Origin of the sequence: Culturomica sp. (genome assembly GCF_003524185.1) — a bacterium.
GTDB lineage: Bacteria > Bacteroidota > Bacteroidia > Bacteroidales > Marinifilaceae > Culturomica > Culturomica massiliensis.
The window spans coordinates 26565-43877 of record NZ_DOED01000032.1; the positions used below are offsets into that span (position 1 = coordinate 26565).

Annotated in this window: 12 protein-coding genes; 6 read left to right on the forward strand and 6 right to left on the reverse strand. The window is 40.7% G+C overall.

The window, feature by feature from the left end:
• The first annotated feature begins 6 nt into the window (after positions 1-6).
• The 4 genes from DD657_RS11150 (at position 7) to DD657_RS11165 (ending at position 4784) form a co-directional block, all read left to right on the forward strand.
• Positions 7-1602, forward strand: coding sequence for a YfcC family protein (locus DD657_RS11150; RefSeq protein WP_287049914.1), 1596 nt, complete (start codon positions 7-9; stop codon positions 1600-1602).
• Between the two features lie 9 nt (positions 1603-1611).
• Positions 1612-2136 (forward strand): exonuclease domain-containing protein, encoded by a 525-nt coding sequence (locus DD657_RS11155; protein ID WP_021989146.1) that lies wholly within the window; start codon positions 1612-1614, stop codon positions 2134-2136.
• A gap of 2 nt (positions 2137-2138) precedes the next feature.
• Positions 2139-3845, forward strand: a complete 1707-nt coding sequence (locus DD657_RS11160; protein WP_021989145.1) for a hypothetical protein — start codon at positions 2139-2141, stop codon at positions 3843-3845.
• A gap of 237 nt (positions 3846-4082) precedes the next feature.
• Complete coding sequence (locus tag DD657_RS11165) at positions 4083-4784, forward strand: inorganic diphosphatase (protein ID WP_287049899.1); 702 nt, start codon at positions 4083-4085, stop codon at positions 4782-4784.
• Between the two features lie 26 nt (positions 4785-4810).
• On the opposite strand, the gene DD657_RS11170 is transcribed toward DD657_RS11165, so the two are convergent.
• Both DD657_RS11170 and DD657_RS11175 read right to left on the reverse strand, forming a co-directional pair.
• Positions 4811-5803, reverse strand: coding sequence for a DUF3810 domain-containing protein (locus DD657_RS11170; protein ID WP_287049902.1), 993 nt, complete (start codon positions 5801-5803; stop codon positions 4811-4813).
• A gap of 75 nt (positions 5804-5878) precedes the next feature.
• The gene (locus tag DD657_RS11175) at positions 5879-6496 is read right to left on the reverse strand and encodes a cytidylate kinase-like family protein (RefSeq protein WP_068691663.1); all 618 of its coding nucleotides are present in this window, start codon (positions 6494-6496) and stop codon (positions 5879-5881) included.
• A gap of 811 nt (positions 6497-7307) precedes the next feature.
• On the opposite strand from DD657_RS11175, the gene DD657_RS11180 reads away from it, so the two are divergent.
• Together DD657_RS11180 and DD657_RS11185 are read left to right on the forward strand one after the other, a co-directional pair.
• A complete protein-coding gene (locus DD657_RS11180; RefSeq protein WP_193617567.1) occupies positions 7308-7955 on the forward strand; it encodes a porin family protein in 648 nt (215 codons plus the stop codon).
• A gap of 737 nt (positions 7956-8692) precedes the next feature.
• Positions 8693-15388 (forward strand): aminotransferase class I/II-fold pyridoxal phosphate-dependent enzyme, encoded by a 6696-nt coding sequence (locus tag DD657_RS11185; RefSeq protein WP_287049905.1) that lies wholly within the window; start codon positions 8693-8695, stop codon positions 15386-15388.
• A gap of 143 nt (positions 15389-15531) precedes the next feature.
• Here DD657_RS11185 and DD657_RS11190 read toward each other — a convergent pair whose 3' ends face one another.
• The 4 genes from DD657_RS11190 to DD657_RS11205 all read right to left on the reverse strand — a co-directional run.
• Positions 15532-16008, reverse strand: coding sequence for a hypothetical protein (locus DD657_RS11190; protein ID WP_287049907.1), 477 nt, complete (start codon positions 16006-16008; stop codon positions 15532-15534).
• Positions 15948-16280, reverse strand: a complete 333-nt coding sequence (locus tag DD657_RS11195; RefSeq protein WP_287049909.1) for a hypothetical protein — start codon at positions 16278-16280, stop codon at positions 15948-15950. The genes DD657_RS11190 and DD657_RS11195 overlap by 61 nt, the downstream gene beginning before the upstream one ends.
• A gap of 42 nt (positions 16281-16322) precedes the next feature.
• Positions 16323-16517: a hypothetical protein gene (locus DD657_RS11200; RefSeq protein WP_287049911.1), complete on the reverse strand. Its 195-nt coding sequence runs from the start codon at positions 16515-16517 to the stop codon at positions 16323-16325.
• Positions 16518-17001: 484 nt separating this feature from the next.
• A partial coding sequence (locus DD657_RS11205; protein WP_287049913.1) for a hypothetical protein occupies positions 17002-17313 on the reverse strand: 312 nt, incomplete at its 5' end.

Genomic DNA, 17313 nt, shown 5'->3' on the forward strand with positions numbered 1-17313 from the left:
ATGGCGTTGTTTAAAAAAGTTCCTCATACCTATACGATTATCGCTGCTATAATTCTTATTTGTGCCGTGCTTTCCTGGATTATTCCCGCAGGAGAATTCGACAGACAGACCGTCGAATTAGATGGGGTGAAGCGCACGATTATTGTTGATGATTCTTTTCACCGGGTGGAACAATCTCCTCAAACCTGGCAGGTTTTCGGCGTTTTATTGGAGGGATTCGAAAAGCAGGCGGGAATCATTGCTTTTTTATTGATTATCGGCGGAGCATTTCAGATTATGAATAGCAGCAAAGCTGTAGATGTGGGGATTTTTTCTTTTTTACATTTTACCCGGGGATTGGAGCGTTATAAGTGGATGAAGCGTATCGGAGTCAATAATGTCGTCATTTCTTTGGTTATCATTCTGTTCAGCCTTTTTGGTTCTGTTTTCGGAATGAGTGAAGAAACACTGGCTTTTGTAATTATTATCGTTCCTTTGGCTATTAAAATGGGGTATGATTCGATTACAGGACTTTGTATGGTTTATGTCGCGGCTCATGTCGGGTTTTCCGGTGCGGTTTTAAATCCTTTTACGATTGGTATCGCTCAGGGGTTGTCCGATTTGCCTTTGTTTTCCGGGTTCGAATATCGCTTGGTTTGTTGGGGAATACTGACGGCTGTTCTGATTGCTGTCGTTTTGTGGTATGCGGCCCGGATAAAGCGCAATCCGGCCCTTTCCCCCATGTATGAGGCTGATGAATATTGGCGGAACCGGGGGAGTGAGAATGTGGCGGCAGTCGAATACAATACTTCCCGGGCTTCCTGTGTCGTATATTTTCTGATATTGGTGGCCTTAATCGGTTTTTCGGTTTATTATCCGTTGACGGAGTTCCGCCTGGGAGATGCTGTTATTTCTTTTTATGCCTTACCTGTGATGACTGGTTTGTATGCTTTATTGGGTGCTTTAGGACTCCGGAAGTCGTCTCATTTTTTTATTCTGACGGTATTGGGATTCACGATTGTCTTTTTAGTCATAGGGGTAATGGGGCATGGTTGGTATTTGACGGAGATCTCTGCACTTTTTTTAGCTATGGGCGTTTTGTCGGGATTTGCATTCGGGAGGTCGTCGGATGAAGTCATAAAATTATTTTTGGAAGGAGCGAAGGATATTCTTTCGGCTGCGATTGTTGTCGGTTTGGCAGGTGGAATAATCGAAATATTACAGGATGGTCGTATTATAGACCCTATTCTTCACAGTTTGGCAGCTTTGATGAATGATGTCGGCAAGAGTGTTTCGTTGGGTGTGATGTATCTGATTCAGACGTTGATCAATATCGTTATTCCTTCCGGGTCGGCCAAAGCTGCTTTGACAATGCCCATTATGGCGCCTTTTTCCGATGTGATCGGTATTTCACGTCAGGCGACTGTAATGGCTTATCAATTTGGAGACGGTTTTACGAATATGATTACTCCGACCTCGGCCGTTCTGATCGGAGCATTGGGTATCGCTCGTATACCTTATGAGGTGTGGGTGAAATGGTTTGTGAAAATATTGATATTTTTTATTGTGTTGGGTTTTGTATTGTTGTTGCCGACAATTTGGTTCGAATTGCCGGGATTTTAATTTCGGGTTATGAATGAATTTGCTGCAATTGATTTTGAGACGGCCAACTGGCAATCTACGAGTGTATGCTCTGTAGGGGTGGTCGTTGTAAAGGAGGGAAACATCGAAGACAAGTATTATAGTTTAATACATCCGGCTCCTAATTTTTATTCGCGGCGAAATACGGCAGTTCACGGCCTGACAAGGGAAGATACGGAGGAAGCTCCGGCATTCCCGACCGTGTGGCGGGAAATTCTGCCTATGATTAAGGGACTTCCCCTGGTGGCTCACAACAGTGTGTTCGATGAAGGGTGTTTAAAGGCGGTTCATGCTTTATATGAAATGGTTTATCCCGGTTATCCTTTTTATTGTACTTACCGTTTGGCACGTAAGTCGTTTAAAGGATTGGAAAACTATCAATTACACACGGTTTCGGCTTATTGCGGCTATGATCTGACAAGGCATCACCATGCTTTGGCCGATGCAGAAGCATGTGCTGCCATTATGTTAAAGTTATTGGAGGCCCCTAATTGTCTGTTGTCTCAAAGGAAATAATTATGTCTTTAAAAAAAATAATCAGCGGGATATCGACTTTTCCCAGTAAAAACGCCTGGGTTTGGAAAGATTCGGTGTCGGTATTGTCATTTACTCTTTTCCATCTTTTATGGATCATACGTTTGTTTTCTTTATTGCAGATCATCAAATATATTTATCGGAAAATTGCTTTTTGTATCAAGCAGTTTTCTTTGGATAAAGGGAGTAAAAGAATAAATATCCCGGTGTTGCTGGTTGAACTTTATTTTATCTTTTTTGCTTTAGGGATTTTTTTTGTTTTTCGGAATAAGTATATTTTGTTTTATTATTTGATCGAATCGTCGGTTTGGTTGTTGTATTATAATGTATTCCGGAGATTTTATGAAGAAAAATATTCGATATGCCATCAGATGGAGTATTTTGTACTGATTCCGGTTGTATTTTTTTCACAAGCCAAAGCCATATCCTTAATAGAAAATGCCGATCTCAATATAACTCTTCAGGCTTTGGCCGGTAATTTCCCGTCTGCAGATTTTCCTTTTTATGTAACGATTCTGAGTGTGCTTTATATTGCGATTATTATCAGTGTGGTGATATCGACCTTACCGTCGGAATCAGTCAAGACCGAAAAGAGAAGCCATTTTATGACGATTATCGGCGCCGGAGATGTTGTCTGTAAACGGCTTTATCCGGCACTTCAGAGGCTTTGTCCTTATCGGGATATCGTTATTTTTCACAAAAAAAATACTCCGGTAAATCCTGATTTCTTTACGACCGTAAAATCGGGCTTGAGATTGTTTGAGGATGATTTTGAGATTGCTGCGACGGCCCGGGATTCTGAAATTTTGTGGATAGCAACACCTTCGTATAAGCATCTTCCGTATTTGGAAAGTTTTATGAACGATAATATGTTTATCGTGCTGGAGAAGCCTTTGACTTCTGTAAAATATGAGATTCCCTTGTTGAAAAAGTTAATGGCTATTCCTTCTATTTGGAATAAAATCTTTTCATTGAGTTATTATGTGCAGGAGAAAGCACTGCCTTTGACTTATTTTTTCAATCCGTTGTCTTTTTATGAGAAATACCTGACCTTTCCGGAATTATTGAATAAAAAGATGTTGGCTGAAATCAGGGAGCGATTGGGGAAGATCAAGGACGTCGGGATATTTTTGGTGGAAGGTAAGGATGCCCGGGACTGGGCGAACGATTCGGCAACGGGTGGGCAATTATTCGAGACATTTATCCACCCTGCATTGATTAATCGGATTATATCGGGAGAAGAGGCTGTATGGACGGATGTGAAATGGAGTTTAGGCGTATATGAAGATATAAAAACCGAAACATTTATAGGTTGTAAGGGGAAGACGAACGGCTATTGTTTTACATTACTGGTCGGAAAATTTATAAATGATCTTTTCCGGAAACGCTATTGTGAGGTGAGGTTTGAAAATGGAGTTGTTTTTATGGATTTTGACGAGCGTATGTTGAAGATACAGACCGGGGAAGAGAGTTACTCTATAGCGGTTTCTTCTTCTTTCCGGAATTATGAGATACAGACGGATATGGTTGTTCGTTGCTACGAAGATCATTTGGTACCCTCGATTGTTGATTGTTCGGGATTGCAGGTCGGGGTGTTGGAGTGGCTGTCTGGTCAGGATCTGACCAATGTTACACGTTTTAATTATTCGGATGATTTTAATCCTTTTGCCGGAATGAAACAATATATATAAATTTTAGATTTACGATTTTAGATTTTAGATTGGGCCCACAGCGCGGCCTTAAAAGATTTTAGATTTATGATTTTAGATTTACGATTAAACGCACAGGCTGGCCCTAAAAGATTTACGATTTATGATTTACGATTTTAGATTAAGTAAATCCGATGACGAATTCCTTTGTCAAGCGATTTACACTTTATATGTCGAATATAATCGGATAAAATAATGTATGATATAGAATCAGCATATATGCGTTTTTTAGGTCGCTGCCACGTTGAGCATGCGGCGTTGAAAGCGGTACTTTTTGATATGGACGGCGTACTTTTCGATTCGATGAAGAATCATACGCTGGCATGGTATGAGACGATTTCCGGGATGGGAATTCCCTGTGTGCGGGAGGAGTTTTATCAGTATGAAGGAGCGACAGGTAAGGGGACAATCGATCATATCTATCAACGGACTTATGGAAGAGATGCAACCGATCATGAGGTTGAGTATATTTATGGCGAGAAAAGCCGCCGCTTTAACGAGCTGGGAGAAGCCGAACCGATGCCCGGAGCAAAAGAGATGTTAACGGAAGTTGTAAGGAGAGGATTGATTCCGGTATTGGTGACAGGTTCCGGTCAGCGTTCCTTATTGGATCGGTTAAACCGGGTGTATCCCGGTGTATTTGCGCCGGAACGTATGGTGACGGCTTTTGATGTGCAACGCGGTAAGCCTGATCCGGAGCCTTATTTGAAAGGTTTGGAAAAAGCCGGAGTAAAGCCTTTCGAGGCAATGGTCGTTGAGAATGCACCTTTGGGGGTAAGAGCCGGTGTGGCTGCGGGAATTTTTACGGTTGCCGTCAATACGGGACCGATTCCTGACGAGCAGTTGCGGAGGGCCGGCGCGAATTTACTTTTTCCGGATATGCAGAGTCTGGCGGAACACTTTTGCAATTTGAAGTTTTAACTGTAATCTAAAAATGAAGGCGTACTTTAATTTGCAGCGTGTCCGGATGCTTTCTCCCAGGAAATAATGATCCCGATTACTTCCGAATAATTTTTTGTCCCGGAAGCTATCTGATTGCTTTTCAGAAACAGGTTGTAAATATAGTTTTGAATTTTTCCGATGCCCGGACTGTATTTATTGCGCCAGTATTTTAAATAGGCTTTGTATTGCCCGATAATTTCAGGACGGATGGAGGTGGTGAATTGTTTGAATTCGTCTTCGGAAAGCAAACGGTTGGCATTTTGAAGCACATACCCCAAAAGTATAAAGTTACCGCTATAACGTATGGCCGCTGATTCAGACCGGTTGCATATCAACCAGGCGTAGAAATTTGCTTCGGCTTCACTCGAGATACCTAATCGGTGGGCTGTTTCATGAGCAAATACACCGGGGTATTCTTCCGGCCGTAATTCCCGGTTTAAATTGAATTCACAGAAGAAAGGTCCCATATAACCGGTAACACCAACTTTAGATAATAGCGGGCTGATTAGCATGGTTTTGGCTTTTAAATGGGCCGGTGGGTGAATCAGACCGAATTCTTTTTCAAGACGGGCATATCCTTTTTGTATTTCTTCAGCTACCGGGAGGGAATCCGGAGAATGGGTTACGGTGTAGCTGTTGTTTAATTTTTCTACGTAATCGGTTAAAAAGTGGCGGAATTCTTCTTCGGTATAAGAAACCGGAGTTATACCCGTGCGTGCATAAAAATTTTCCCGGAAATAGTTCAAACCCCAGGCCAGATAGAACCATACGTAAATCCAACCCAGTATCAGCAATAAATTGAAAATTCTTTCCTTCCGGCTCTTTTTCCGGATAAGAATGCGGAGAAAATAAATGAGTAAGAACAGAGAAGCTGACAGGATGAATAAGTCTCCGACTGAAAATGGAAAAACAGAAGAAAAGGCAGATAGGACAGTAGTAATACCCGGATAGATATGACGGGCATAAAACTCTCCTGCGGCGGGGAAGAAACGGACCATTCCTATTGCTATTATAAAAGCAATAAGCAGAAGCACTGAACATTTTTTCCCGTTATGCATGTATTGTCCGACTGGTTATTTTATTCTCTGGCGGATAAAGAACTCGATAAGCTCTGTTGTTTTATCCGTCCCCAGTATCGACGAATCGATGCTTAGATGATAGGATGAGGCTGCTCCCCAGGTTTTGTCTGTATAATAATTGTAATAGCTGGAGCGGTTTTTATCTGTTTTACGAATGAGTTCCAAAGCTTCTTTTTCCGGAAGGTTTAAAGATTTTTTTACCCGTTCGGCTCTATCCTGCATGTTGGAATGTATAAAAACGTTCGTACAGTTTTTTTCATCCTGTAAAATATAATCGGCACACCGCCCGACAATGATACAGGATTTTTCTGTGGCTAATTTACGGATAACGTCCGATTGTACCTGAAATAAAGTCGCATCCGTGAAATAGTCGTTGGGTTGATATATGGCTCCGTTCATGGAAAAACCCATCGCAAGGGCTTGCAAAAAGCCGCCTGATGTTTTTTCGTCGGCTTTTTCGAAAAGTTCGGAACACAAACCGCTTTCTTTGGCTGCCAATTGTAATAACTCTTTGTCGTAATATGAGATATTCAGTTTTTCTGCTAATTTTTTCCCGATTTCCCGACCTCCGCTCCCGAATTGCCGGCCGATCGTAACAATTATTTTTTCCATTTTGAAAGGATATGACTGGTTTTTAACTTGGATAGTTTCATCTGAATACAGGTCCCGGTTTACGGGGATATATCGAGGTTCAGTCTATCTTATGCAATAATAATAAAAAAAAGGACAGGATAAAAGGATAGGTGTAAAATATAGATTTACGATTTATGATTTTAGATTTACGATTAAATTCACAGGCCGACCTAAAAGAATTTTAGATTTACGATTTTAGATTTACGATTAAACGCACAGGCCGACCCTAAAAGATTTACGATTTATGATTTATGATTTTAGGTTGAGCCCGCAAGCCAACCCTAAAAGAATTGTAAATCTACATTAAAACTTATGGCTTAGTGGAGGTTGCGATTGAGCAGGGTTACAACCATAGTGCCGGCGGAAGAATTTTAATTTCAAATTGAGTTTATAATCCGGGTCTACACAGATCTTTTTATCCGGACGTACCTTGTGTCGTACACATAAATTTCTCCCATAGATTTGGCTGTTAATTTCAAAAACGGGATTTTTTGTTATGATATAAAATCGGTTGTTTTACATGTATTTTTGGATATTTGTTTGATAATAAGATGATTGTGTATTGATAAAAACGATCATTTAATTAAGATAAACACACACCGATTTTGTGACAAAGATAGAAAAATGCAATTAGTTTTTATTCAATTTGTTAACTTTTTTTATTCTTTCTTTTTTTGGAAAAAGGTGTCCCCTATAAAAATGATCGTTTTTACGTGTTATTTGATTTGGTTGCTCTTCCCGGTTTGTTTTTAGTATTAATCAGCTCTTTTGGGGCACAAAAAGAATGAATATGAAAAGAATGATTGTATCGGCAGTTTTAATTGCTGCACTTGTTGTGGGCGTGAAAGCCCAGGAAATCAAATGGGGTGTAAAAGCCGGATTAAATTTAACGACAGCCGGTAAAGATTTGAAAGATGTTATGAAGGATGGAGATTTCGATCAGAAAACCAAAGTCGGTTTTCACATCGGAGCTTTTTTGGATTGGGGTCTGACTGAAAACTTTTATATTCAGCCCGGTTTGTATTACGGTAATAAAGGTGTGAAATTTGAAAATAAAGAAGACGATAGCTACAAAACGAAAGTAAATCTGAGCTATCTGGAGTTGCCGATCCTGGCTTCTTATCGCTTTTCTTTGTCCGATAATATCAAATGGCATGTAAATGCCGGACCGTATCTGGCTTACGGAATCGGAGGAAAATTTAAATATGAAGGAGAAGAGGGTGATGAAAAAGAAGATGCTTTCGGTACCGGAGAGGATGAAGCTGGGTTAAAACGTTTTGACTTCGGATTGAGTTTCGGTACCGGTGTCAGTTTCAATGCCATTTATGTCGGTGTAAAATATGATCTCGGATTGACGAATATTGCCGATAAAGATTCGTGGGACGATACGAAAATTAAAAATCGGAATTTTGCCGTTTCTGTCGGATATACTTTTTAAAAGGAGTTTTAATTTTTAGATTTACGATTTTAGATGATACACACGACTTTTCCCTGCAAAAAGAGGAATCGTAATCGTAAATCGTAAATCAAATGAATCTGAAAATTGGTTGCAGAGCCTGTCAAAAGCATTTTTGACAGGCTTATTTTGTGGTGTAAATTGTAGGGATTATTCCATTGAATGGAATGCTATTTTTCTATAAATATTTGAACGATTGTTCTATATAAAGTTTAAACCGCTCTGATGGTTAAAAATCATATTTTTAATCTGAATCCCGGTAATATTGTTTTTTTAATGTATTTAAATACAGTGATTTGAGTCTATTTGTCTCCGGTATTTTCTTTTGGTTTTTAAGTCGATTAACTAATATGATTTGGATAAATATTGAATGATTGTTCATGTATAATTGGAGAATTTCATTTTCGGTATATAAAAAACACAAAATACAAACGTTTTCGTGGATTGATTTCCCGTTTATGTCTTAATTGCTTTCTTTTCCGATAATTAATATTTAATATTGTCCCTGGAATTCATTGTAATACCGTAAGATGAATTCTGTAATTATGAAATTTCGGATTTATGGTGATCAGAAATATGAAGCTGGCAGATCGATTTATGAAACGTAGAACTACGTTGCGGGCTTCTTTTACATCACCGGAAAGATACATTTGAATCAGGAAGCTCGCTGAAAGGCGAGCTTTTTTTATATAGTGACTTGAAACCTGTAACAATAGAGTATGTACATCAAAGGAGAACCCAGGGCATTTTTGAGCAGTGAAGCTCAACAGCTATTGAATCTTTATGAATCGCTCGGAGAACGGGCGGAAATTTTTCTGCCGCGTCATATTTATGACAATCTGACCAGTTTTGTCAAGCTTTGTTTTGAGGAGCCGGATGATCCGGCAGCACAGCAAGCGGAGATCAATCGTTATCTATTAAAATTCCGGGAGGATATACCGGGATATACGGATGTTTCTTTGATGCTTTGTCCGCATGCCAGTTCGAAGGCTTTTGAACTGAGTGGGCGTCGTGCCGAGTTTACGAAGAAGTTGAGCGGTTTCCTGGATACGGAAGCGGTTTCTCCGGAATATAAGGTGTGGCTTCGGAACATAAAAGATACGCATGATTTTTCTGTAGGTACGCCTCCGGTAAAGAGCAGTCATATCGATTTTATTTCGCAGATGCAGTTGGGCGGTCAGGTCAGTGAGTTGCGGAAATACCGGGATGTGATCGGGGTTACGGGGGATTTGAATGAAGGGCACTGGAATTATCTGATGGATACTTTGGAGCAGATGATCAGCCAGAGTACTCATTATACGACAAAAGCCGAAGTAGCCGATTTTCTGAATCGTACCCGGTGGACGGTGAATTTTAAGGGATTGAACGGAATGATCCGGACCGTCGTTTCCGGAAATGCGGATAAGGCTGTCAGTCTGATCCGGGGAGACGTATTCAACAAGGCCAGTGTACAGGTGTTGGAAAATCCGTCGGCAGAAGATTTATACGAACAGATGTGTGTGGATACGACTTCTATTTTTGTGGTAAAAGTGAAACACATGCGTGTAAATTTGTATTCGGGAGAGAAATGGTTTCCTTTGCTGACCCGTTTGGTGATTGTAGACGACTCCAAGGAATCGCGCAGTTCCAATACTTCGTTGGTATTTTGCTTTCATAACGGTATAATCAATACTTTAAATAAGGTACATACGAAGAAATTAGGTTCTCCGGCAAATACACAATTGAATCTGCGTTTGATTCTGGAAAATGTAAATCCGTTGTACTTGACGGAGTTCCGGGAAAAAATCGAGGTGCAGATCAAAGAATATGAGAAGGAGATCGATCGGATATTGACGGAGCAGGTCGGTAGAGGCGGGGATCCGTTGAAACGTCTGAATGTATTTAAACTGGATATGTTTTCCCGTAAGATTGTTCAGGATAAGTATTCTTTGGAAAAACTGCGGGATTTTATTTATTTTCTGGAGAATTGTCACCGGGAAGAAAAACGTCAGATTCAGACGAAGGAATTGATCGAAGAATTCGAAAACCGGATTCGTCAGTATTTCTATTCCGATAATGCCAATATCGAAGTTTTGAGTGTACTGGAAGGAGGAGGACGAAATCAGATTCGTACCTACGGACAGTATCTGTTGCAAAAACCTTTTCATACGCTGAACGAAAAGGTGGTGGAAGCCTGTCGTTTGATTTTGGATATTATTCCCAGCAATTATGAACGTACTCTGAAAAATCATTTTCATAAAAATTTCGGGATCAATCTGTTTCTTGAAAAATACCAGGCTTATATTACGAAAGTAGATAATGAATCGAATAATAAGGGGCGTTTCGATAATTTTTTAATCGATCTGGGTATCCGGGACAAGTACCGGGCATTGACTTCCGGTCAGCAGGATATTGTAAAGAATTTCTTATCGGCTTTAGGGAATCTGGAACAAACATCGGTATCTGATTCCGTGCAGATGATTATCCGGGATCTGTTATTCAATCCGAACGGACGTCCGAAACCTTATATCATTTACAATGCTATTCAGGCCTGGGAATATAAGGATTTATTGCCGGAAGATACCTTCGATATCAATCCGTTTGATATTGAGATTGAAAACCTGGAAGACGGCCGTTTGGCGTATGAGCGCTTGACAGATAAGTTGCTCCGCATTAAATCAACGTTGGCTTTGTTCGACGATAGCGGCAGTTTGTGGGATTTGTTCTGTGAGAATACGACGATTCTGATCAACGATCCGAATAATCCGACCGGTTATACGGATTTTAATACGGAAGCTTTAAATGGATTTCTGCGTTTGATGAATACGTCTAAGATCACTTTGTTTCTGGATGAAGCTTATGCGGATAGTGTGAAGGTGACGGACAGCAACATGCCGAAATGGCGGACGATTTCCCGTTATATTATTAATAATATCAATGCCCAGGGGAATATCCGGGCTGTTTCTTCTTTGTCGACTACCAAAAATTTATCGGCAACAGGGGATCGTTTGGGGGCACTGGCGGTTACTCCGCAGGCACATGCTGTGGCGGCTTTTGTGCGTCAGCACAATTCCAGTTCGCATGGAAATAATAATTCGTTGCTGATGTTGAACAATTTGCTGGAAGTGGCTCAAGTGGCGAAGAAAATCAAGGATACGATGGAAAGTGAGCTGCCGAAAAACGCTTCCCGTTATAAGATCAAGGAAAGCTTGGTGAAATTCATTAACGACCAGATCGGGCGTACCGAACAGGCGAATGCCAATAGCCGGGCTAACCGGCAATTGCATAAGACGGCCGGTTTCGAGGGGAGCCCGTTGTATTTGTTTTTATTGGACGAATTGGTATCTCTGGATAAGCTGGATATTTTGTCTTTGCCGGATGACTTTAAATACAAGAACGAACCTTTCTTTGTATATTACCAGAATAAGCTGGTAAAAAATCTGAACCGGTTCCGGGTGAATAAAAATTTCCGGACAGAGTCGCTGGAACGGATGAAGTGGGCGAAAGAGGCTGCAGAACGGGCTTTGGCCAAATATCCGGAATGCGGAATAACTTATTTGCCGTCCGACGGTTCGTATCTGTTTAATTTCCGGGTAGACGGACATTTTTCGTATGCCGATTTGCTTTGTTTTTGTCAATACCTGGCTCAGAACAGAGGAATTGCAGCAGTACCCTATTCAACGGGAGTGGTGCGTTTTGCCTTGGGGGGATTTTTGTCGGATAATGAAAAAAATATCAAGGTATTTAAAAATGAGCTGGAGGACGGTTTTACCATTTTCCTGAAATATTGGCTGATGTTTGCAGCCAAACGGGAAAATCCGGTCTATAAAGAGATAGAAAGTCACACAATTTTAGGCGAAATTTTTAGTTATAAAAAAGATAAGGAATTAATAGAGGCGATCATTGCCGATTATCCGTTGTCCGGTAAGTCGGAGAAAGACAAGGCGCCTTCTTTACAGATCCGGGATATCCGGACATTGTATCACGCTTCGCCGGAAAAAAGCGGGGTTACGATTACGACTATTGACCGCTCGGTGAATTCGGTTATCGAATTGCATGGTGATAAGATCGGTTCCTGCCGGGATGTGCTCGAATTTATCCGGAGTGCTGCTTTTTCGAAAGTATACGAGAATTTGTTGGCACAGATTTATAAGAAAGTGCCGGATATCGCCGATCTGGATTTTAATACGGTCAGTTCGAAATACAGCAAGGCCGTTATTTTGAAATACATTACAAATAAACGGACTTTTCAGCCGAATCACAATGTACTCGACGATCCGATGGAAAAGAATATCATGCGGGAGATTTTGATCGAGATGGAGCATATTCTTTTTTCCGACAGTAAAGTGAAGATTCTGGCTATCGATGCTACCGGAAATCCGGAGCTCGATAAGTCAAAACTGGAAGGTATCAATGTGATTCTCAAAAAATACATCCGGGAAATATTGCTTCATTTCAATTTGCCGTTTGAGAAAGAAAGTCTCGAACCGAGCCGGAGTGAAATTATCAAGGTTGCCGGAGAAACTTTTGAGGAGGTGATCGGAATTAAGCTGAAAGACCTGAACCTGAATATCTGGGTGGATGAGTTTATCGGGAAATTACGGGAATTGCCGGAGTTTAAAGAGACATTGTTATCCCAGAAAACGATCGGTTATATCATGGATGCCATTTCTTCCGGGATCAATGATACCAGCTTGGGAGTGACCGATAAGATATTGTATCTTTATTTGTTACGTAATGACGATTCGTTTTACGATCTGGTGATCGGGAAATTGAAATATTTCAGTGAAAAGATCGAAAACTGTGATGACAATGAGCTTCGGATGTTCCGGGAGGAATTTATCAACGAGATCATGCCTTCGCAATTGAATGAGATCAACGATTATATTATGCGGAAGAAAGACATCAAGGTGGCTGAAAGTGAGATTCACCGGGTCAGCCGTCGGGTGGTGTTGTTTTATATCAGCATGATCAAGCGCACCAAAGGAACGGATTATTACAAACGCTATACGCATATCATGGTACGTTTGGTAGAAACGGCTTTCAGAAAACAGAACTCCAGCGTGAACGAGATGGTACAACACGGTATCTCTATTTACAAAGGGTTCGAAATGGAAAATAAAGTGCTGGAAAGCTATGACGACGGACGAATTCGTTGGATCAATGAATTGATGCAGAAATGCGGGGTTATTTCTTCGGAACAGCCGGTACAGGAACACACCCGTATCGTCACGGATGCCAAGAAAAGGGAGTATCCTTTCCATAAGATAGACCGGGCAGAGACCAGGGAAAAGGATTTTACGGAGGAAGCCGGACCGAACGATTATTTGAAGTTGCTTGATTTACGTCCTGATTCTTCGTTTTTTACTGATCGTTTGGCCCGTTTTATCGCTAATATGGATTCGGACGATTACCGGTGTAAGGTGGTAAAACACGGTATGGTGAAAGAGCTGGTGATTTTTCAGAAAGGGTATATGAAATACCTGACAGATAATTACCGGTTGAATTATACGGAGGATATCAGTCTGAAAGATATACGTCATTTTGTGCCGGATGTGATCAGTTTTCTGGGTGCCCCGGAAAAACTGATTTCTTTCCCGCAAATCGGTTATTTTGATATCAAGGGACCGAACGGGAACATCAAAACGATCGTTACCCCATTGAAACAAAAAGTGGATTATTTCGGGGATGTGAAGAAGCCGCGACTGACAGTGATCAATGAGAAAATGAAAGAGATCGGCGGCAATCCGCGCCACGGGTCGTTGTTTGCTGTTGAAGAGAACGACGGTAGTATTTTTGTCGTGGAAATCAACGGTGACAGCGGTGTCGGTAAATCGGAAATGATAGCTGCCTTTATATTGAAATGGTTGCGGAACAATTTACAGGGAGTACGCTCGGTGAAATTGATTGCCGGTGATATGTTCCATGAATTTCAGGATGCAGAAGGAAATTTGTACGGGATAGGAACCGAAGTCGGGGATTTCTCACGGACAACGGATTTTGACCCGGATTATATCAAATATTACAAATACCTGTTCGAGAGCAGTGCCGACAGTAATGTCGAAGACCTGAATTCCCGGAGCACGGTGAGCGGGATGTGCGACATCACGATGCCCTATAAAATCGATATCATGCTGAGTGCCAGTAATTATTCTAAGGATGAAGCCGGTATTACACGGGTAGATAATCCGGAGACTTTTGTACTGTATATCGATGCCCACGGGGAACGGAAAGAGAAAGCGACCAGCCAGGACGGACCGAATTTCCAGCGTACGCTGAAACGCTATACGGCGGATAAGAATATTGTCACTGTCATGGCCCGCCACGGTAATTATCTGGATGATATTCTGGATTGGGCTTTTGACGATAGCAATAAGCAGTATTATCTGGCTTCTTCTTATAAATTACTGGATAAGATAGATATTACGGAAGTTGTGAATCTGATTTTTATCGGTAAGCAGTTTGAACGGAACGGGGTATGTTACACCATACGTTCGGTAGCGTTCGATATGATCCAGAACCGTTTTCCGGCAGAGGTTTCGTATGGAGACGGAGAGATCCGGGAAATGCCGGTTGACCGGAAAATGTTCAGTGCCATTTTTGACTCTCTGGCCAGTACACCGGGAGGACAACCGTTTATTGCCGAGGAAGGACAATTGGAAACGGTTATGAATCTGATACGGGTGATGCGTGGGGGCGCAGACGGGGAAGGTAAGGCCCGGAATATTCAATGCGGGGTACTTTCTACCGAAATCGGTAAAAAAGGCCGGGAAATTACCGGACCGCAAAAAGCAGCTATGGAACTGAAACGGATGATTCAGGAGGTACGGGTGACACGTCCTGAAATCAATGAGGGCAAAATTAAGGTAAAACGCTTGTTGAATGAAAAATACCGTCCTATTTTCCATGGGGAAATGAACAGTTCCGAATTATGGCGTTATAATTTCTTTATCTATCAGTTGGAAAATATGCGGAAAGCCGATTACCGGCGGATGGACGATATTACCCGAAAAGTAGATATGAGTAATTTGGTGAATTTTGTTCCTGTCGATCCGAAGAAAGAGTTCAGTCCGTTGCTGGTAAATCCGAATCTGAATATCGAATTGAGCAGCTTCAGCGAAACGTTCGAAGAATTGATGAGTTTGCCGAATTACGGTGATTTTGCCTGTGAATTTGCCGAAAAAGTGGATCAGTTGTATATAGCGGAAGGATATAGTGAGGAGACCAATATCAACAATATGATTGTGCAGTTGTTATTGATGGAGGGATATATTACGACGGAAGACGTTGCCCGCGGCAGTGTGATCCAGAAGGTGAACCGCGAGACGATAGCTGCAGCCAAATATGCTGTCGTACAGTATTTGTCTTCGTTACAATCTACCGTCGGGACCAAGGAAGTTACAAAAAAAGCGACTTCTAAAGGACGGAAAAAGTAATACGGAAAACGCCGTATGGGGATTTGTTACCCATATTCGGCGTAATGTTCGAATCCTGTTTATCGCACAGAGGGGTATTGAGACGCTTCTCTGTGCGATTTTTTTATTCTTTTCAGGAAAGGAGAATCAGTGATTTTGGGTTTTTATATCTTTTTCTTTACTTCTTCAAATCCCATATCTCTGATTTTTGCATACAGAAACCAAAAATGACCTGCTCCATAAACAATAGCGACTTTGGGATGTCGGTAAGTACGGTATAATTCACTCACATATTCGTTTCGAAGTTCTTGTAACATAAAAAATGAGTTGTATTGTTCCTTTTCCTGTCGGCTGAGTTTGTATTTTTCCAGTAGGCCGGTCTGAAAATCATACTCTGTTAATACGATTTTCCCCTTTGCCGCTTCATATCTTTTTATCAGTTCGGCGATAAACAGATCGGCGTGGATATCCTCCTTTGTAATGCCTTTTAACTCCGGTGTTTCTGTAACCTGTTTACCCTTGGTTTTAAAAGGGAGAGAGGGATTGTCCTTGCGGTCATAACCTGTCAGATGCATACTGGTTACTCTTCTGAATTTACGTTGTATGGTGTCGTATTTCGGTCGTAAACTGTCCGGAAGCATCCTGGGGTTACAGTTCCTATTCCTTCGTAATATACGACATATCCTCTGTGCCTAAGTGTATCCAGGTAATTTTTTACTTTCTGGTAGTAAGCCTGCCGGCCTGTATGCATCATCGGGATCAGAATCACTTCCCTTCCTTCCGTATGATTAACCATTAATGTCGCGTTGTCTACAACCGTTCTGCCTTGTAAAAATACAGCATATATGACGGATCTGCAAGACATGAACAAACCGGAGGAAAGAAAAAGAATAAAAAAAACAATATTTTTCATAATTGTTATTTTATGATCAGGAAAAAAGACATATTCTGCATCTTATTTATGCAAGGATTTACTTCCAATTATCCAAAATGAAGCGACAAGAAAGCCAATGATGACAGATTCCATAATCTCAATTTTCAGAATGTCTCTCTTGCTATGAAAAACGATATCTAACAACCATTCTCCCCCAAAAAGGCCGACGCTGAATATAGCCCAAAGAATAAAAAATGTTTTTATTTTCTTTTTCATAACAATTAAATTACCAAATTTCCCAATGATCAAGTAACGCTACAATTTCACGTCCTGCTGATGAATAACAAACACCTGTAAAAGCAATACTATTTCTTATTCTTTTTTATAATAAATGTAAATGCCTTTAAACGAATACTATGCATATCGAACTTATAGTAGTGACAAAAACAATACTACATCGTGTTTTTCAAAAATCAAGATAGAATTGATCATATTTATCGACGATTTGTTTTATCAGTATTAGTAAAGTAAAACATAGTAATATAAATAAGTTAAAACTACCTCCGATAGTTTTGCCTGTTTTTTTCATGATGAATATATCAAATATTAGTCCCAAATCCAATCCCAAAGTTTTTGTGCCGCATAACCGGCATGGATATCATCCTTTGTAATGCATTTTAAATCAGGTATTTCTGTAACCTGTTTACCTTCGGTTTTAAAAGGGAAGGAGGGATTGTCCTTGCGGTCCTTACCTATAGAATTAAAAGTTGAAAAACAAGACAAAAAATGCCAATCCTGTTATACCTATTGCTATACTTAATGACGCTATGTTTAATATATTTTTTTTGATATCGATTATCATATCGATAAGGATTGGGATGACGGACAATACCAATAGAACAAATGCCATCTTTTTTAAAAATAGATAATAATCTTCCTTTATTCCTGCCGATTCCCAGGGAGCTATGCAACAAATAACAATGGCCGATGTAAAAACTATCAAATCTCTGAAAATACGATAACGCATTGTTTGTGCTATAGGAGAAGGCCCCCAGAAGAAGCCTCCCCATTT